This window comes from Frankia sp. CgJB1, from assembly GCF_977947065.1.
The window spans coordinates 1-18,514 of record NZ_CDWTNB010000002.1 but is presented as its reverse complement, the minus strand read 5'-3'; the positions used below and the strand labels follow the sequence as shown (position 1 = coordinate 18,514).

The following is an 18,514-nucleotide window of genomic DNA, read 5'->3' as shown; positions in this document are numbered from 1 at the left end:
CCATGGGCGTGAGAGACCAGGCAGGTGGGACCGCCGACGGCGGGGACCCGAAGCCGAATGCCGCCGGTCCGGCCGGTCCCGGCCCCGGTGGCACGGATACGGAGGCGGAACCGGCGAGCGCGACCGCCGGCAAGCCACGCCGCCGTCCCCTCGCCTTCTGGGACCGGGTGAAGTTCCTGCTCCTGCTCGGGGCGGTCTTCGTCTTCGTCGTGGCGGCCGACGTGTCCGGCAACCCGTTGATGACGTGGGCCGACTCGATCCGCATCCAGGCCAGGAACAGTTGGTGGATCCTGGCCCTGCTGGGCGTGGAACTGGTGCACCAGCTCCACATGTTCCTGGGCGAACGGTGGTCGGGCTACTACGTCTTCTGGACCGATCGGGTCTTCGGGCAGGCCGAGCGTCGGCTCCTGCGGCTCAACGACTGGAACCGGTACCGGGTCAGCCGTGCGCTGAAGTGGATCGTCGGGGCCGCGCTCGTCCTGTTCGTCTACGCCCGCCTGGCCGACACCTCGGTCTTCGACGCGATGGTGAACGCCCCCGGCGCCGTCTGGAAGGCCATCCCGGCGGTTCTGCAGATCGTCCTGCTCATGGTCCTCGTCGTCGGCCAGTTCGTCGTGATGTTCTGGTTCCTGTCCAAGGGCGGCGTCGACGTCTACTTCCCCGAGGACATCACCACCCGCTTCGCCGACGTGTGGGGGCAGGACCACGTCGTCAGCCGGGTGAAGGAGAACGTTTTCTACCTGGAACGGCCGGAGGAGATCGAGAGCCGGGGTGGTCATGTTCCCGGCGGCATCCTGCTCTGGGGGCCGCCGGGCACCGGCAAGACGCTCATCGCCGAGGCGGTCGCGGGAGAGACCGGGAAGCCCTTCGTGTTCGTCGACCCGGGTGCCTTCCAGGCGATGTTCATTGGGGTCGGCATCCTCAAGGTGAAATCGCTGTTCCGCAAGCTGCGCAAGCTCTCCCTGCGTTATGGCGGGGTGATCGTCTTCTTCGACGAGGCCGACACGCTGGGGAGCCGGGGTCAGCTCGCCGGGGGATTCGGCCGCGGGGCCGGAACCGGCGCCCGGTCGTGGTTCGCCCGTTCGGGGTCCCCCGGATCGGTGGGCGAGGCCGCTCCGGGGGACCTGTGCAACGGCCTGTCCTACCTGAGCGGGGCGGCCCGCGTGGAGATCACCCGTGAGCAGTTTGTGGTGGGCGGGGGCGGGGGCGGTGGTTTCGACGGCACCCTGCAGGCGCTGCTCACCGAGATGTCCGGCCTGAAGAAGCCGCGGGGCTTCCTCAACCGGGTGGTGCGCCGGACGTTGGGCATGCGGCCCAAGCCACCGCCCAAGTACCGCATCCTCGTCATGATGGCGACGAACATGCCGCAGTCGCTCGACGAGGCACTGCTGCGCCCCGGCCGCATCGACCGGCAGTACAAGGTGGGCTATCCCAGTAAGGAGGGCCGGATCCGCACCTTCGAGGGCTATCTGTCGAAGGTGTGCCACGAGCTCACGCCGGATCAGATCGACCGGCTGGCCATCATGAGCCCGGAGGCCACCGGGGCGACCATCAAGGACACCGTCAACGAGGCTCTGGTCCAGGCGGTGAAGGACGGCCGGGAGGTCATCACCTGGCAGGACATGCTCCGGGCCAGGGTGATCAAGGAATACGGCCTCGCCGACGACCACGAGCACATCGACCGGGAGCGGCACAGCATCGCCCTGCACGAGGCGTGCCACGCCGTCGTCGCCTACCGGATGCAGCGCGGGCGGGTGATCGACCTCGCCACCATCGAACGCCGCGGCGGCGTCGGCGGGTTCGTGGCGCACGTCGCGGTCGAGGACCGCATGTTCATGTGGAAGTCCGAGATCGAGGTGCAGGTGATGGTCTCCCTCGCCTCGCTCGTCGGCGAACGGATGTTCTTCGAGGGGGACAACACCGTCGGTGTCGGCGGCGACCTGCGCAGCGCGACCCTGCTCGTGGCCAACTTCATCTCCTCGGCGGCGATGGGGGAGACTCTGGCCTCGCGCCTGTCCATGCTGGAACAGGAGATGGGTAACGCCTCCATCGACGCCGACCGGCCGTTCGGCGAGCAGGTCGAGGGCAAACTTCGGGAGCTCTACGCCCGTACCGAGAAGGTGCTCGCCGCGAACCGGCGGGAGATCCTGGCCCTCACCCACGCACTGGAGACCCACAAGACGATCACCGGTGAGGATGTGGAGGCCATTATGGAGGGGCACCTCGGTCCCACCGTCGACGGCCGCCGTTACCACGAGCCCGACTTCCTTGCTGTCGCCGAGAGCTATCACTCCAACGCGGTCCAGGCTCATCGTGGGCAGACCCATGAGCTGCACACACTCCCCGACCTCGGCCGGGCGGCCGTCAGCCCCGCCGAGGCGGCACCCGCGGCCGGATCGGACTGAGCCGACCCGGGTCCGGACGTGTGCCCTGCACGGTCTTGCCCTTCACGGTCTTGGTCCGAAGGGAGCCGAAGGCGTACAACGCCGCGCCGATGGCCGCGCCCGCGGCCAGGAGCAACCCAGCGCGCGCGCCGAAGGCCTGGGCGACCCAGCCGGCGATCGGGCCGCCGACCGGCGTCGTGCCGAGGAAGGCGACCGACCACAGCGCCATCACCCGCCCGCGCATTGCCGGGTCGGCCGAGAGCTGGACCGTGGCGTTCCCGGTCGAGATGAAGGCGACGCTCGTCGCGCCCAGTAGCACCATCGTCGCGATCTCGAGCGGCAGCGTCGGCGCGGCGGCGGCGAGCAGCAGGATGACACCGAAGGTCATCGCGGTCAGGCTCAGGGCCCGGGGCCCGATCCGGCGGCGGCGGGCGACCAGCAGGCCGCCGACGACCGCGCCCGCTCCCATGGCCGAGGTCATCAGGCTGTACGTGGCCGCGGTGCCCCCGAAGGTCTCCCGGGCCAGGAGCGGCAGCACGACCTGGAACTCGTAGGACAGCGTGCCGATCACCACCATCATGACCAACGGTACGCGCAGCGCCGGCGTGCGGCGCACGTAGGCGAAGCCGGCCCGCAGCTGCCCCGGCGCCCGGTGTATCGGCGGATGATCGTACAGCGCTGAGATGTCCAGGCGGTGCAGGGCGAACAGGACCGCGCCGAAGGAGGCCGCGTTGATGAGGAAACAGCCGGCGGTGCCCGCGAGCACGATGACGACGCCGGCGATCGCCGGGCCGACGATGCGCGCCGCGTTTATCGCGACCGAGTTCAGGGTGACCGCGTTCGGAAGGTGCTCCGGCCCGACCATCTCCTGGACAAAGCTCTGCCGGGCCGGGTTGTCGACGGCGTTGCACAGGCCGATGAGCGCGGCGGCCACCCCGACCATCCAGAGCTGGGCCGTACCGGTGAGGTCGAGGATGCCCAGAGCCAGCGCGGCGAGCCCGGAACCCACCTGCGTGCAGATCAGCAGGCGGCGCCGGTCCGTCCGGTCGGCGAGCAGACCGCCGTAGGGCCCGAAGAACAGCACCGGCAGGAACTGGGCGGCGGTGACGAGGCCGAGCGCCGTGCCGGAGGCGCCGAGCGAGAGGACCAGCCAGCCGAGGGCGATGGTCTGCATCCATGTCCCGCAGAGCGAAACGATCTGGCCGCCGAGGAAGAGCCGGAAGTTCGGCACCCGCAGGGCGGCGAACGTGCCACCTGCCGCCTTCGATGCCGAACCGGCTACCTTCTCCATCTGCAGGGTCATACGTGCACCTCCAGCGAGGGCAACGCCGGCCGGCAGATCGTTATTTCGCATCAGGTAAACATTTTCCTCCAGAGCGGGTTCTAGTAACAGAGTGGCTCTGCTCGCCAGGAGTGGCCCTGGCGATACGGGCGGGGTGTCGGTTGGAGTTCACCGCATCGCGGCCCGCTATGCGAAGCGCCGGCTGCCATGGTCGCCGCCCGGTTACCGGGATCTTGTGTTATCGGGGATCCGGTGTTATCGGGGATCTTGTGCTGCCGGAATCCCAGTACTAACGGGGGGATCCGGATGTTACAGGGGGATGTTGCCGTGCACGTTCTTGTCGGTGCGGGAACGGGTCAGTGCGTCGGCGAGGGCGGAGGCAACCGCGCCCCGGGTGGCGGCGGGGGTGACGACCGCGTCGACGACGCCGAGTTCCACGGCGCGGTCGATGCCACCGACGGTGCGGATGTGCTCCTCGGTCAGCTCCGCCAGGACGCTGGGGCGGCGCTGGGCCGGGACCTCGGCGAGCTTGCGGCGGTGCAGAATGCCGACGGCGGCCTCGGCGCCCATGACGGCGACCTGGGCGGTCGGCCAGGCGTACACGGCGGTCGCGCCCAGGCTGCTGGCGTTCATTGCGATGTACGCGCCGCCGTACGCTTTGCGGGTCACGACGGTGACGCGCGGCACGGTGCATTCGGAGAAGGCGTAGAGCAGCTTCGCTCCCCGCCGGACCACGCCTTCCCATTCCTGGCCCACACCCGGCAGGTAACCGGGCACGTCGACGAGCACGACCAGCGGAACACCGAAGGAGTCGCACATCCGGACGAACCGGGAGGCCTTCTCAGCCGAGGTCGCGTCAAGGCATCCACCACGGCGCAGCGGGTTGTTCGCGACCACCCCGACGGTACGCCCGCCGAGGCGCCCCAGCACCGTCACGATGTTCGGCGCCCACCTCGGGTGCAGCTCGACGGCCTCGTCCTCGTCGTCGAGCACCGCCTTCACGAGCGGACGCACGTCGTAGGCCCGCCGGGGATTGTCGGGCAGCAGTTCCCCGAGCTCGCGTCCGGTGACGGGGCCGATGTCGCGCTGATCGGCCAGCAGCACCGCGACCGCCCGGGTCCGCTCGACGGCCTCGTCCTCGGAGTCGCAGGTCACGTGCACGACGCCGCTGCGCCTGGAGTGCACGTCCGGCCCACCCAGGCTGTCGGCGGTGCATTCCTCACCGGTCACCGAACGCACCACGTCCGGGCCGGTGACGAACGCCTTCGCTCCCGGGCCCATGATGACGATGTCGGTCAGGGCCGGCCCGTAGGCGGCCCCACCGGCGGCGGCCCCGAGCACGAGCGAGAGCTGCGGGATCCGGCCGGAGGCCCGCACCGTGGCGGCGAAGATCCGGCCGACTCCGTCAAGCGAGGCGACACCCTCCTGAAGCCGGGCGCCTCCCGAGTGCCAGATCCCGACGACCGGGCAGTTCATCCGGACGGCGGACTCGATGGCATGAACGATGCGGGCACAGCCGTCGCGCCCCATTGCGCCACCCTGTACCGTTGGGTCGGTCGCGAAGGCGACGATTTCGTTCCCGTCGATAAGCCCTTGCCCGGCAACGACTCCGGACGTGTCGCCGACCGCGAATAGCGACAGGGTGTCTGGATCGAAAAACCGGGCGAGCCGAGCCTGAGGCGTGCGGGGGTCGACTCGGTCGATCGTGGACAGACTCACCGTGCGTCTCCTTGCCTGAGCGGCGTCGGACTGCTTCGCAGGAGGCCGATACGCGACCACCTGTGGTATGCGCCGGCTTCCGCTGAGCACTCGGTCCGGCGATCATGACGCTCGCCGGAACGGCGGGCGGTGTCGCGGCGGTGGTGGGGTGGCCGGCGCCGCGGCGGGTGACATCGGGTGGTGGTGGTGCGGCTGGTCAGGCGGTGAAGGCCAGGCAGATGTCGTGACCGCCGAACCCGAACGAGTTCGACAGCGCGGCGCCCGGGCCGATTGTCCGGTTGTCGATCCGCACGACGTCGAGCGCGATCTCGTCGTCGAGAGCATCGAGGTTGCGCGTCGCGGGAACCAGGCGTTCCCGCAGCGCCAAGACGCTGAACACGGCCTCGACCGCGCCGGCGGCACCGAGCAGGTGCCCGGTGGTCGACTTGGTCGACGTCACCGCGATCTCGCCGGTGTGGTCGCCGAAGGCGCTGCGCAACGCCAGCGCCTCCGCCGCGTCACCGGCGGGGGTGGACGTGGCGTGGGCGTTGACGTGGACGATGTCACGGGATTCCAATGAGCCGGACCGCAGCGCCGCCCGGATCGCCCGGGCCGCGCCGGCACCGGTCGGCTCCGGCGCGGCGATGTGGTAGGCGTCCGAGCTGATGCCGGCGCCGGCCAGGGTGCCGTGAACCCGGGCACCGCGGGCGGCCGCGTGCTCGGCCGACTCGAGGATGAGGATCGCCGCGCCCTCGCCGAGCACGAAGCCGTCCCGTGCCTTGTCGAACGGACGGGAGGCGGCCTCGGGTGCGTCGTTGCGGCGGGACAGCGCCTGCATCTGCGCGAAGCCGGCCATGGTCAGCGCCGAGATCGCCGCCTCGCTACCGCCGGCGATCACGACGTCGGCGCGCCTGGCTCGGATGATGTCCAGCGCCAGCGCGATGGCCTCCGACCCGGAGGCGCACGCGCTGACTGGGGCGTGCACCCCCGCCTTCGCGCCGAACGCCAGGCCCACGGTGCTGGCCGGGCCGTTCGGCATGAGCATCGGCACCAGGTGCGGGGACACCCGCCGGGGGCCCTTCTCCCGGATCACGTCATGCTGGTGGAGCAGGGTGAGCACGCCCCCGATCCCCGAGGCCACACACGCGGCGAGGCGCTCCTGGTCGACCTCGGGTGAGCCCGCGTCAGCCCACGCCTCACGCGCGGCGGTCAGAGCCAGCTGCTGGCTGCGGTCGAGGGTACGAGCCTCGACCCGACCCAGCGGCGGCTCCACCGCCAGCGGCGCGGCGATCTGGACCGGGAGCTGCTCGACCCAGTCCTCGGTGAGACGCCGGACGCCGGAGCGGCCCGAGAGCAGACCCTCCCACGTCGAGGCGACATCGCCACCGAGGGGAGTGGTAGCCCCGAGGCCGGTGACGACGACCTGCCTGGGGGTCGTGGTCACGCCGCGACACCTGCCCGCTGAATGTAGGAAACCGCGTCACCGACGGTCTTGAGGGTCTTCACGTCGTCGTCCGGGATCTTCACCCCGAACTTCTCCTCCGCGGCGACGACCACCTCGACCATGGACAGCGAGTCCACGTCCAAGTCGTCGATGAAGGTCTTGTCGGCCGTCACGTCGGCCGGGTCGACACCGGCGACCTCTTCGAGGATGACGGCGAGACCGGCGAGGATGTCAGCTTGGGACATGATTGTTCCTCCTGATGGGACGTTGTCGGTCGGTGGCGGGTGGTGCGCGGGGCTGCCGCGTACCAGCGCGGAAGCGCGGGCGCCTGGATCAGGGGCGCGGTCGGGCTGGTGGTCATCGGACGCCTCGCCGCAGTGCGGTGCGGGACGGTCGCGGCGCCGAGGGTTGGTCGAGGTTGTCAGGGACAGCGTACGAGCTGCCCGCAGTAGGTCAGGCCGGCACCGAAGCCGAACAGCAGCACTGGGTCTCCCCGGCGGATCTCGCCGCTTTCCAGCAACCGGCTGAGTCCCAGCGGAATGCTTGCGGCGGAGGTGTTGCCGGCGTCGACCACATCGCGGGCAACGGCGGCGTTCGTGGCGCCGATACCCGTCACCAACGCTTCGACGACCCGCAGGTTAGCCTGGTGCGGAACGATACCCGCGAGGTCCTCGGGTGCCACGCCGGCCTGCTCGCAGATCTGGCGGAGGACCGGGACCAGGGAGATCGCCCAGCGGAACACCGCCTGGCCCTCCATGCGGAAGACGTTGTCGCCGTAGCCGGGGACCTGGATTGTCTCGGGCCGGGACCCGTCGTGCCCCCAGACCGCGGGGCCGATCTCGTTCGTCTCCGCCGGGCCGACCACGGCTGCTCCGGCACCGTCGGCGAGCAGGATGCAGGTGCTGCGATCGTCCCAGTCGGTGTAGTCCGACAGCCTTTCGGTGGCCACCACGAGCACGTTGCGCAGGGTGCCGGCGCGCACCATGCCGGCGGCCGTCGACACCGCGTAGCTGAAACCGGCGCAGGCGCCGTTGATGTCGAACGCCCCGGCCCGGCCGGCCCCGATGCGATGGGCGATCTGCGGACCGGCACCCGGGATCTGGGAGGGAGAGGTGCAGGTCGCCCCGATCACCAGATCGATCGAGTCGGCGGTGAGGCCGGCGGCGGCGAGCGCCTTCTCCGCGGCCGCGGCGCCCATCGCGACGATGGTCTCCTCGTCGTCGGCGATGCGCCGGCTGGCGATGCCGGTACGGGCCTGGATCCAGGCGTCGGAGGTATCGACCCGCTGGGCGATCTCGTCGTTGGTCACCACCCGGGCCGGGCGGTAAACGCCGAGGCCGAGCATGCGGGCACCGGTCAGCTCGGTCATGCCTGCGCTCCCACCAGGGCGTCGTCCGTCGTCGAGCCCGGTGGAGTTCCGGGGGCCGGGCCCGCCGGGCTCGCGCTCAGGAGCTGGTCGCCGAGGTACTCGGCGACCAGCTCGCGGGCTGCGGGCAGGTCGTCGGGGCTCTTCACCGCGTGGATCGTGACACCGGGCAGTTCCCGGCGGGCGAGCCCGGTGAGAGCACCGGCCGGGGGGAGTTCGACGACCGCACCGACCCCGAGATCGCGCAGCGTCGCGAGACACAGGTCCCACCGGACCGGCGCCGCGACCTGGGCCACCAGCCGGCTGATCAGCTCGGCCGGGTCGGTGACCATCGCCCCGTCGGCGTTGGACAGCGCGGCGGCCCGCGGCACCCCGGGCCGGATGCCGCCCGCGACCGCGGCCAGCGCGTCGCGCGCGGAGGACATGTGCCGGGTGTGAAAAGCGCCGGCGACGGACAGGGGACGCAGCCGGACACCCGCGGGCGGCTCCGCGGCGAGCCGGGCGAGGTCGCGGGCGGTGCCGGCGGCGACGATCTGCCCGGCACCGTTGCGGTTGGCGGCGGTCAGGCCGAGTTCGCTCAACCGGGCGGTCACCGCCTCGGGATCACCGCCGAGCAGCGCCGTCATGCCGGTCTCGACCCGGGCGGATGCCTCGGCCATCGCGCGTCCCCGCAGGGCCACCAGGACGAGGGCCTCCTCGGCGGTGAGGGTACCGGTGAGGGCCGCAGCGGTGATCTCGCCGACGCTGTGACCGGCCAGCACCAGGGTGTCCGATCCGACCGGGGAGGTGACCGGCAGCCCGAGCTGTTCGGCCGCGACCAGCCCGCTCGCGACGATCAACGGCTGGGCGATCGCCGTATCCCGGATTGTCTCGGCGGGCGCCTCGCACCCGGCTTCGAGCAGGTCGATCCTGGCTGCGGCGGACCACCAGCGCAGCCGTTCCTCCGCCCCCTCGAGACCGCGCCAGGCGCGGAGCTGTCCGGGGGTCTGTGCACCCTGGCCGGGCGCGAGGATCGCGAGCACCTGTTCACCTAACCCCTCACGAGGACTGGTTGTCGCTGGCGGCTACTCACCGATGTGTCGACCGGCTATTGTAGGTGTCCTACAAACCGATCTGTTTGGATCGGACGTTACTGCGCGACGCTGACATCGGCCTGGAATGGCATGAGGGACCTGCAAAGTAGTTCGATGTGACCATTCTCGCGCGGGAGTGAGAGGGGTGTGGGAGGACTTGAACGATCATGTTTTTCCTGTAGGTAACACACCGTCGAGGCGTCCCAGAACGAGCGCAATATGCAGGATGAAGCGTTCGCGGTGGTCCGCCGGATCCAGCCCGCACACCTCGGCGGCCTTACGGAGTCGGTAACGGACCGTGTTAGTATGGAGATACAGCGCCCGGGCCGTCGCCTCCAGCGACGAGCCGAAGTCGAGATAGGCCCCGGCGGTCTCCAGTAGCGGGGTACCGGCGTCGCGCAGCGGGACGTACACCTCGTCGATGAGCGCCCGCCGGGCGTCAACGTTCCCCGCGAGGGCGAGTTCCGGGAGCAGGGCGCGGGCCATGACCGGCCGGGGCGCGGCCGGCCAGGCGGCGACCACGTCCGTGGCGGCGAGGGCGACCCGCGCCGCGTGCGGTGCCCCGGTCAGGTCACCGACCACCGGGCCGATCACCACCGGGCCCGGCCCGCAGGCGGGAAGCAGCGCCCGGGCCGCGTCGAGGACGGTGTTCACCGGCGCGGTGCCGCCGGCCGGGCGGGTACCCGCGGTGGGGGGAGGTTCGACGCTGTTCTCCGGTTGGAGGGTCATCTCGGGACGGCCGATGCCGTCCTTGCCGGCAGTGAAATTCCCGCCGACCACCATCACCAGGCGATCATGGTGGACCCCGGCGAGAACCTCCAGTTGGGCCATGCGGGCGAGCCGGTGCGCCTCGTCGACCACCACCTCCGGCGAGTTGCTCCCGGCCGTGCCGACGATGACGGTGACGGACGGCGGGTTACGCCAGCCCACCGCGGCCGCCCGTGACGGCAGTGCCCGGTCGACCTCGCCCCGGACCACGTGGTCGACGACCAGCGCCTCCAGCCGGGCGTCCCAGGCACCGCGTTCCTCGGCGGCGCGGGCGTAGACGACCGCGCCGGCGAACGCGATGTCACGGGAGTAGCGCAGGACATCGGCGAGCAGCCGTTGCTCGTGCTCCGGGCCGGCCAGGTTCGGCACCTCGGCCTCGATCGCCTCCACCGCGACCCGGACCAGATCGACGAGCCGGCGGAAGGTCACGGCGCGGACGAGTTCCCGCGGGGCGACCCGGAAGACGTCCTCGGACAGATCCCGGGCGTGTTCGGGCCGCCGGCACCACTCCACGAACGACGAGATGCCGGCCTGCACCACGAGCTGAATTCCGGCGCGGTGACTGGCCGACATGGCCGGGAACCAGGGCAGCGCCTCCGCCATCCGGGCCGCCGCCCGGGAGGCGAGCATCCCGCTCGACCGTTCCACCCGGCGGATCACCTCGCTGGTGCTTTCTCCGCCGGGTGTGCTCCCGGTCGATGTGGGTCGGGTTTGGTCGCCGTCGGGTCTGGGGCTGGCCCCGCCGGCCGACCACGGATTGCCCAGATCGGGGATACGCGGCTCCGGGTAGTCGACGGATTGCTCCGGCACCGGCTCGGCTTCGGGGCTCGGCTCGGTCTCGGATGCCGGTGTGGGGACGGGCGGTGCCCCCGGTTCAAGGCGGGCTGTCCCGGTCGCTGCGTCCGAGGAGGAATCCGAGGAGGAGGCTGCCACGCCCGTCAGCATGCCTCAGCCGTCCCGCACCCCTGTGTATTGCCGGTCCCGGCACGTCGCTGGTCTCGGCGCATTGCCGGTCCCGGCAGGTGGCTCCGACGGGTGGTTCGGGATACCCCGGTCGGTCGGGCCTGGTCCCGGGCGTGGAATTCACCGAACGGGGGATGGTGCCGAGGCGGGAAAGGCCACAGGAGCGGGAGTGGGGCGGGAGCGGAGGCGATGCGGGATGCTGCGGGTATGCGCGAGGTGAGCATTCGTGGAGACGGGATACGGCTGGGGCAGTTCCTCAAGCTCGCGGATGTGGTCGAGGCCGGGTCCGAGGTGAAGGAGCTGCTCGCGGGCGGGATGGTGCGGGTCAACGGGGAGGTCGAGACCCGGCGGGGCCGGCAGCTCGCGCCGGGGGACGAGGTTGCCGTGGCCGGCGAGGCACTCCGGGTCCTATGAGCCATCGCCACGACTCTGCCGGTCACCGGGCGTCAGAGCCGGTCGGAGTAGGTGTCCGCCCAGCCGTGGACCTTCGCCACGTAGGCCCTGGTCTCCTGGAAGTCGGGGATGCCCCCGGCGGTTCGCACGGCGCTCGGGCCGGCGTTGTAGGCGGCCAGGATCAGCGAGACCCGGTCGCCGGGTAGATACCCGACCTCCTGGGCGAGCCGGGCCTCGTAGAAGGCCGCGGACGGGATGGCGTCGAGCGGGTCGAGTGGGTCGGTGATCCCGTCGTGGTTGCCGTCGATCCCGAATTCGGCCCAGGTGGTGGGGAGGAACTGCATGATGCCCCGGGCGCCGGCGCGCGAGACCGCCTGCGCGTCGAACTTGCTCTCCACCCGGGCCTGCGCTGCGAGCTGCGCGGCGGTCAGGACACCGTAGGTCGCCGCCGCGGACCGGAAGACCGGGACCAGGTCGTCGGGCACGTCGAGGTGGGGGTACCGCAGTACGCCACAGCCGCTCATCAGGGTGATGACGATGAACGCGGCCAGGGTAGAACGTGCGGGCGCCCCATTGATCATCCGCACATTGTCCGTCCCCGGGATCGGGGGTGTCCCGTTGCCCACGTCGTCATGCCACGTCCCGAGGGTCTTCGTCCACGCGAAGCTATCCAACCAGGGCCGTGCGCAGTGACCGCAGGTCGGTCTCGGTGAGACCGGTGTGCCGAGCCCAAGCCGCGGGACCGCCCCAACCGGTGTCGACACCGGCCAGAAAGCCCCGCATGACCTCGGGCCGGCAGGCCAGCTGGCCCGAGGTGAGTGAGGTCACCGAGTGGTTATAGGACGGTCGGTCGGCCAGGCGGGCGTTGACTCGGTCGATGCGCTCGTTCGTCTGGACGTAGTCGGCGATGATCGCCTCGGGGTGCACGCCGACGAGACTGAGGAGCAGGGCAGCGAGCACGCCGGTACGGTCCTTTCCCGCCGCGCAGTGGAACAGGGCCGGGCCCGCCGCCGGCTGGGCCAGCAGGTGCAGCGCCCTGGCCACCGAGTCCCCGGCCAGGCGCAGGTAGTCCAGGTAGTGCTCGATTCGGTCGGCTGAGTCGCGGTCCTTGACGATGGCAGGGTAGCGCGGGTCGTCCGGCATCACCCATTCACCGGGGAGAAAGGACAGGTTGTGGTAAACGACCGGTTCGTAGGCGAGCGGCCCGCGGCCCTCCCGCTCCGCCTCCTTCTTGGCCCGTAGGTCGATGACCATGCGTAGCCCGAATGTCTCCCGCAGCGTGAGCACGTCACCGCCCGTTAGGGCCTGGACGGAGTCGGTGCGCAGGAACACCCCCCATTGGGTGGTTGCACCGTCCAGGGTAGGCAGCCCACCCAGATCTCGCGCGTTATCGCAACCCGACATGTTGAACCATCGCTCCACATGCTGATCATAGAGCCCGAGGTGGTGCCGCCGGGCCCGTTGGGCGCAGTCGGGTCAGGGGTGCGGATCAGCCACACGGTGGGGCGTCCCGCTGACTGGGCGGAGGGCTGGCGAGCCTCGCCGTCGTGTGTGCCCCACCTGACTCGGGTTGCGGCTGCTCGGGTGCGGCGTGCTCGGGTGCGATGTGGATCGGCCGGGCGGGCACCCCGGCGACGACCTGCGCGGCCCGGATGTCGTCGGTGACGACGGACCCGGCTCCCACAACCGCTCCGTCGCCGATGCTGCGCAGGCCGACGATGCTCGCCTGCGCGCCGATCCACGCCCGCGCGCCGACGGCCACCGCACCGGAGAGCCGGGCCCCCGGCGCGACCGTGACATAGTCCGCCCAGGCGGCAGTCGTGTGCCACGCTGGCGCCGATGTTCACCACTACGTGCCGACCGGTTTCGACGTTGGTGGTGATGCTGGCAAGAGCACAGACGACGGTACCCGGCCCGAGCTTCACGTCACCTCCGACGCTGGCCCGGGGATGGACGAGGGTCGCCGGCCGCGGGCGCTGGCGTACTGGTCGACGCGGGACCGGGTGGCCGCGTCGACGAAGCCGATCAGGTAGTCGGCGTCGAGCCGATCGAGCAGGTCGAGTCCACCGAGGAGCGCGGCTCCGCGCCGGGCGAGTGGATCCGGGTCCACGCGGTCGTCATCGACGAAGCCGAGGACGTCGTAGCGGGGACCCTCGGTGGCCGCGTTGACCGCCTCCACCAGATCGAGCAGTTCCCGGCCGTGCCCTCCCGCGCCCACGATGACCAGCGAGCGCAGGTGAGCGGGCACGCGGCGACCGCAGTCCCCGATCTAGACGAGTTCAATCTGACACTCAGAGTAGTCGATTGGACCTTCTGGATGGCGTGGTGTCGCTCTTCGTGAAGAGATAGCCGGCGCAGGCGACCGATCATACTACTATTCGTATCATCATGATCTCGAAGGGTGATGAATGGTGAAGGTAGTCGTGACGGGTGGGGCCGGCTTCATCGGGGCCCACCTGACCAGAGCGCTCCTCGCGGCGGGCGCGGAGGTCGTCGTGATCGACGATCTGAGCACCGGGGCGCTGTCGAATCTCGCCGGGCTGCCGGCCGAGCTCGTCGTCGGCAGCGTGACCGACCGGACGCTGGTCGAACAGGCGTGCACCGGAGCGTCGAGCATCGTGCACCTGGCTGCCCGGCCGTCGGTCGAACGGTCGTTGCTCGACCCGATGGCCACCCACGCGGTGAACGCGACCGGCACCCTAACGGTGCTCGGCGTCGCCCACCGGGCCGAGACGCACGTCGTCGTCGTGTCCTCCTCATCGGTCTATGGTGATCAATCGGCCGCTGGTGCTCAGCCGGCGGCCGGTGTTCAACCGGCGGCCGATGACCGGTCGGCCGCCGATGGCGCGGGCCCGCTGCCGCGGTCGGCGGGCACCCCGTGCCTTCCGCGCAGTCCCTTCGCGGCCTCGAAGCTCGCCGCCGAGGGATATGCGCTGTCCTACCAGGCCAGTTTCGGTCTGCCGGTGCTCACGGTCAGACTGTTCGACGTGTTCGGCCCGTACCAGTCCGCCGGGCACGCGTACGCGGCCGTGGTGCCGACCTTTATCGAGGCTGCGTTGGCCGGCCGGCCGCTGACGGTGCACGGGGACGGCCGGCAGACGCGCGATTTCATCCCTGTCGAGCTGGTCACCGGGATGCTGTGCGATGCGGTGTGCCGCCGGCTGACCCATCCACACCCGGTCGACATCGGGTCCGGGACCCGTACCGACCTGCTCACCCTGATCGTCCGGCTGGAGGGGATCCTCGGCCGGCGGCTGGTCGTCGAGCACGCCGCGCCCCGGCCCGGGGAGATCCGGGACTCCCAGGCGGACACGACGACGATGCGTTCGCTGTTCCCGGACGCGCCCGGGGCGGATCTCACCACCGCGTTGACGGCAACCGTGGCCTGGTACGCCGACCGGCTGGCGGGCGGACCGGGCACCGGCCCCAGCCGTCCTCCCGTGACGGCTGGGGCCCGTGCACCGGCGAGTGCGGCCCCCGTGCGAGGCGGCAGTGACGGCACGCCGTGACGGCACGCCGTGATGTGGATCGCTGTAACGATCCGCTTGCCATCGTCGGCATTCACGACTTTTTGACCTTCCCGAACGGGTTACCGGGCCGGGTGCGGTCGACGGTTGGACGCCGTGGGCTGGATGGGAATCCGCCCGGTCACGTCCGCGCCGGCCGGGACCTCGTCCGCCGCGGCGTCCGTGCCGGCGAGGGCCGCGAGTTCGGCCAGCACCTCTTCCGGCGGGGCCCAGGGATCGAGGGCGATGGCATGGGTCGGGTCCAGGGCGGGCACGCCCACGTGCGAGATCAGCGGGTGGTGCGGTCGATGGTCGTCCTCGCCTGCGCCGAGGAGCTCCTCATGGAGCTTCTCGCCGCGGCCAAGCCCGGTGTAGACGATCTCGATCGGCCGGTTCTCCCGAGCCACGAGCCGGGCGGCCACGTCCGCGATGCGCACCGGCTCGCCCATGTCGAGCACGAGGGCCTCGCCGGGTGATCCCAGCGCCCCAGCCTGCAGGACCAGCTGCACCGCCTCGTGGATGGTCATGAAGTACCGGGTGACCTCGGGGTGGGTGACGGTGATCGGCCCGCCGGCGGCCAGCTGGCCGGCGAAGACGGTCAGGACGGAACCGTTGCTGCCCAGGACGTTGCCGAACCGGACGCTGACCAGCGTTCCGCGGGCCCGGCGGGCGAGGCACGCGGTGAGCCGCTCGGTGATCCGCTTCGAGTAGCCGAGGGCGCTCGTCGGGTTCGCCGCCTTGTCCGTGGAGATGTTGACCAGCCGGTCGACGCCGCAGGCCACGGCCGTCTCCAGGATCGTCAGGGTGCCCCAGACGTTGGTCTTCACCGACTCGCCGGGGAAGCGTTCGAGCAACGGGAGGTGTTTGAGCGCGGCGGCGTGGAAGACGACCTCGGGCCGGCGCTCCGTGAACAGTGTGGTCATCAGGTCGATGTCGCGGATGTCGCCCAGCACGATGGCGTCGTCGTCGAGCATCGCCCGGCCGGAGATCGACAGCTGCACCGCGCGCAGTGCCGACTCGTCCCGGTCCAGCATGATCAGTTCGGCCGGCCCGTAGCCGGAGATCTGCCGGCACAGCTCCGAGCCGATCGATCCGCCCGCCCCCGTCACGAGCACCCGTCGGCCCGCGAGGTAGCTCGCGGCGGCGGACATGTCGGTGCGGATCTGCCGCCGGCCGAGGAGGTCGGCGAGGTCGAGGTCGCGGATGTCCCCGACGCCGACCCGCCCGTCGATCAGGTCCGCGACGCGGGGAAGCACCTTCACGGTCAGCCCGGCGCCCTCGGCGATTGCGCTGATCTCCCGCAGCAGTGTGCCGTCGGCGCTGGGGATCGCCACGAGCAGGGTTCTGGCCCCGGTCGACTCGGCGACGGCGCCGATCCGCTCCCGGCCACCACGTACCCGGACCCCGAGCAGCTGGAGGTTGTGCGTGCTCGGGTCGTCGTCGAGCAGCGCGACCGGGTAGTAGGGACTGTCCCGGGTGCGCAGCATGGCCGCCAGTACCCGTTCGGCCCCGTCACCGGCGCCGAACACGAGGAGCGGTTCGGCGTGGTCCCTGTTCGGCCGGCGGAGGTGTTCCTCGGTCAGCCGCCAGAGGTAGCGGATGCCGAACATCACGACCAGGGCCACCGCGCCGCCCAGCGGCGGCACGCTCAGCGGGACGGGTCTCGGGGAGCCGAACACGGCGATGACGACGACCACGCTGACGACCGTGAGCAGGACCGACACGAGCAGGCCGAGGACCTCCTCGAAGCCGCCGAAGCGGTAGCGCCCCAGGTAGAGGTGCAGGGCGGTGCCCAGGAAGTGGAGCACGCAGACGGCGAGCGTGCAGATGACCCAGAAGCCGAGATCGCTCAGCGCGCCGAGAGTGAAGTCCAAGCGGCCGATCTGGGCCGAGATGAGGCCCAGGACCAGCGCCGCGCTGTCCAGAGTGATCTGCAGGCCAACCCGCTGGCGGAGGTTGAGCCGGGAGGCGCGCCGTGCGATGTGTGCTGTCCACCGACCATGACTCACTCCGTCTACTCTACGTCTCCACATGAGGCCATAGAGTAAGCGTGGCTAAGAGTAAAAGAATGACTACCCATCGAGTATGTTGAGTCGGTCTTCGATGACGGTGAGTGGTCGGGACCGAGGTCCCGGGAGGGTGGTCGACGGGTGGAGCTGCGCGACTACGTCCGTGTTCTGCGCCGAAGCTGGATAATCATGATTGCCGGCATGGTCCTCGGCGGGCTGCTGGCCGCCACGGCGACCTGGCGAACGACGAAAGAGTACGCCGCCTCGGTGACGATGGTCGTCTCCTCGTCGGACAACGGCGCCGGAGCCGTCTCGGCCTACCAGGGAGGCCTGTTCTCCCAGCAACGCGTCAAGTCCTACGCCAACCTGGTGGCCAGCGAGCGGGTGGCGACGGCCGTGATCGCACGCCTGCACCTGCACGCGACTCCGGAGGCCCTGCGGGCCCAGATCAGCGCGCACGCCGTCCCGGACACCGTGCTGTTCCAGGCCGTCGTGCGCGATCCCGACCCGAGACGAGCCATGATCATCGCAGATGCTGTCGGTGAGGCGTTCTCCACCACCATTGCGGAGATCGAGACGCCGTCGGTCGACGAACCGCCCTCCGTGCGGGTGACTGTCTGGGAACACGCGAAGCTGCCCGTCTCGCCCGTCTCGCCCCAGCCGATCCGCGACCTCGCGCTCGGAGTGCTGCTCGGGCTGATCGTCGGCATCGCCGCCGCGGTCGTCCGGTACCGCCTCGACACGAGCGTGTCCAGTGAGGACGACGCCCGTGAGACGACCGAGCTGCCCAACCTCGCCGTCATCGGCTACGACGGTGCCGCCGCCCGGCATCCCCTCATTGTCAACACCGGGCCCCGCTCGGCCCGGGCGGAGGCGTTCCGCCAGCTGCGGACCAACCTGCAGTTCATCGAGGTGGACACCGGACCTCGATCGATCCTGGTGAGCAGTGCGGTCTCCGGTGAGGGCAAGACCACCGTGGCCTGCAACCTCGCGATCACCCTGGCGCAGGGCGGTGCGCGGGTCTGCCTGATCGAGGGGGACCTGCGACGGCCGTCGTTCGGCGAGTACCTCGGGGTCGAGTCCGCCGCTGGGCTCACCTCGGTCCTCATCGGCGCCGCGGACCTCGACGACGTCCTGCAGCCCTGGGGGGAGGGCCGGGTCGGGGAGGGGCGCGTAGAGGTCCTCGCTAGCGGCCCCATCCCGCCGAATCCCAGCGAGCTGCTCGGCTCCAAGGGCATGGCCGAACTCATCAACCTGCTGTCCGCCCGCTTCGACATCATCCTGGTCGACGCCCCGCCCCTGCTACCGGTGACCGACGCGGCCGTGCTCGCCACCCGGGTCGAGGGGGTTCTGCTGGTGATGCGGGCCGGTCGGACCCGCCGCGAGCACCTCCGGCGGGCCGTCGAGGCGCTGCGGGCGGTCGACGCCCGGATGATCGGCACCGTGCTGAACATGGTGCCGGTCAAAGGACCCGATGCCTACGACTACGGCCCGCGCGACGGTTACGCGCCACGCGGCCGGCACGCCAGGACCTCCTCGCCCCGAACCCTGGAGATCCCGGCGCCCGATTCCGGAGTCCGGCCCGCCTGGCCGGTCATCTCGCCTCCGTCACCGGCGCTGCCGCCACC

Annotated in this window: 16 protein-coding genes; 4 read left to right on the top strand and 12 right to left on the bottom strand. The window is 70.8% G+C overall.

Annotated features, from left to right (window positions below):
• The first annotated feature begins 2 nt into the window (after positions 1-2).
• A complete protein-coding gene (locus AC08OT_RS00530) occupies positions 3-2,405 on the top strand; it encodes an AAA family ATPase (RefSeq protein ID WP_476596743.1) in 2,403 nt (800 codons plus the stop codon).
• Here the strand turns inward: AC08OT_RS00530 and AC08OT_RS00525 are convergent.
• The 7 genes from AC08OT_RS00525 to AC08OT_RS00495 form a co-directional block, all read right to left on the bottom strand.
• Positions 2,365-3,687 carry an MFS transporter gene (locus AC08OT_RS00525; protein ID WP_476592804.1) on the bottom strand — a complete coding sequence of 441 codons (1,323 nt, stop codon included), beginning with the start codon at positions 3,685-3,687 and terminating at the stop codon, positions 2,365-2,367. The two genes, AC08OT_RS00530 and AC08OT_RS00525, sit on opposite strands and share 41 nt — an antisense overlap.
• A 288-nt stretch (positions 3,688-3,975) precedes the next feature.
• Positions 3,976-5,385 carry an acyl-CoA carboxylase subunit beta gene (locus AC08OT_RS00520; RefSeq protein WP_476592805.1) on the bottom strand — a complete coding sequence of 470 codons (1,410 nt, stop codon included), beginning with the start codon at positions 5,383-5,385 and terminating at the stop codon, positions 3,976-3,978.
• A gap of 196 nt (positions 5,386-5,581) precedes the next feature.
• Positions 5,582-6,808 carry a beta-ketoacyl-ACP synthase II gene (gene fabF / locus AC08OT_RS00515; RefSeq protein ID WP_476592806.1) on the bottom strand — a complete coding sequence of 409 codons (1,227 nt, stop codon included), beginning with the start codon at positions 6,806-6,808 and terminating at the stop codon, positions 5,582-5,584.
• Positions 6,805-7,053 (bottom strand): acyl carrier protein, encoded by a 249-nt coding sequence (locus AC08OT_RS00510; RefSeq protein WP_011437861.1) that lies wholly within the window; start codon positions 7,051-7,053, stop codon positions 6,805-6,807. Before AC08OT_RS00510 ends, fabF begins: the two co-directional genes overlap by 4 nt.
• Before the next feature lie 176 nt (positions 7,054-7,229).
• Entirely contained in the window at positions 7,230-8,177 is a 948-nt protein-coding gene (locus AC08OT_RS00505) for a beta-ketoacyl-ACP synthase 3 (protein WP_476592807.1), read from the bottom strand.
• Entirely contained in the window at positions 8,174-9,196 is a 1,023-nt protein-coding gene (locus tag AC08OT_RS00500) for an ACP S-malonyltransferase (protein WP_476592808.1), read from the bottom strand. The genes AC08OT_RS00505 and AC08OT_RS00500 overlap by 4 nt, the downstream gene beginning before the upstream one ends.
• Before the next feature lie 216 nt (positions 9,197-9,412).
• A complete protein-coding gene (locus AC08OT_RS00495; protein WP_476592809.1) occupies positions 9,413-10,960 on the bottom strand; it encodes a PucR family transcriptional regulator in 1,548 nt (515 codons plus the stop codon).
• 207 nt (positions 10,961-11,167) lie between these two features.
• On the opposite strand from AC08OT_RS00495, the gene AC08OT_RS00490 reads away from it, so the two are divergent.
• Positions 11,168-11,392: an RNA-binding S4 domain-containing protein gene (locus AC08OT_RS00490; RefSeq protein ID WP_011437857.1), complete on the top strand. Its 225-nt coding sequence runs from the start codon at positions 11,168-11,170 to the stop codon at positions 11,390-11,392.
• A gap of 32 nt (positions 11,393-11,424) precedes the next feature.
• On the opposite strand, the gene AC08OT_RS00485 is transcribed toward AC08OT_RS00490, so the two are convergent.
• The 4 genes from AC08OT_RS00485 to AC08OT_RS00470 all read right to left on the bottom strand — a co-directional run bounded on the left by AC08OT_RS00485 (position 11,425) and on the right by AC08OT_RS00470 (position 13,619).
• Complete coding sequence (locus tag AC08OT_RS00485) at positions 11,425-11,952, bottom strand: lytic transglycosylase domain-containing protein (RefSeq protein WP_462186196.1); 528 nt, start codon at positions 11,950-11,952, stop codon at positions 11,425-11,427.
• Between the two features lie 85 nt (positions 11,953-12,037).
• On the bottom strand, positions 12,038-12,775 hold the full coding sequence (locus AC08OT_RS00480) for a tyrosine-protein phosphatase (RefSeq protein WP_476592810.1): 738 nt from the start codon (positions 12,773-12,775) through the stop codon (positions 12,038-12,040).
• 85 nt (positions 12,776-12,860) lie between these two features.
• On the bottom strand, positions 12,861-13,133 hold the full coding sequence (locus AC08OT_RS00475; protein WP_476592811.1) for an acyltransferase: 273 nt from the start codon (positions 13,131-13,133) through the stop codon (positions 12,861-12,863).
• Positions 13,134-13,292: 159 nt separating this feature from the next.
• On the bottom strand, positions 13,293-13,619 hold the full coding sequence (locus tag AC08OT_RS00470; RefSeq protein WP_476592812.1) for a PglD-related sugar-binding protein: 327 nt from the start codon (positions 13,617-13,619) through the stop codon (positions 13,293-13,295).
• A gap of 160 nt (positions 13,620-13,779) precedes the next feature.
• Here AC08OT_RS00470 and AC08OT_RS00465 point away from each other — a divergent pair, with 160 nt between their 5' ends.
• Entirely contained in the window at positions 13,780-14,880 is a 1,101-nt protein-coding gene (locus AC08OT_RS00465; protein WP_476592813.1) for an NAD-dependent epimerase/dehydratase family protein, read from the top strand.
• Between the two features lie 80 nt (positions 14,881-14,960).
• Here AC08OT_RS00465 and AC08OT_RS00460 read toward each other — a convergent pair whose 3' ends face one another.
• Positions 14,961-16,910 (bottom strand): polysaccharide biosynthesis protein, encoded by a 1,950-nt coding sequence (locus AC08OT_RS00460; protein WP_476592814.1) that lies wholly within the window; start codon positions 16,908-16,910, stop codon positions 14,961-14,963.
• A gap of 117 nt (positions 16,911-17,027) precedes the next feature.
• Between AC08OT_RS00460 and AC08OT_RS00455 the strand changes: the two genes are divergently transcribed.
• The coding region (locus tag AC08OT_RS00455) for a tyrosine-protein kinase domain-containing protein (RefSeq protein WP_476602451.1) at positions 17,028-18,514 on the top strand (1,487 nt) is incomplete at its 3' end.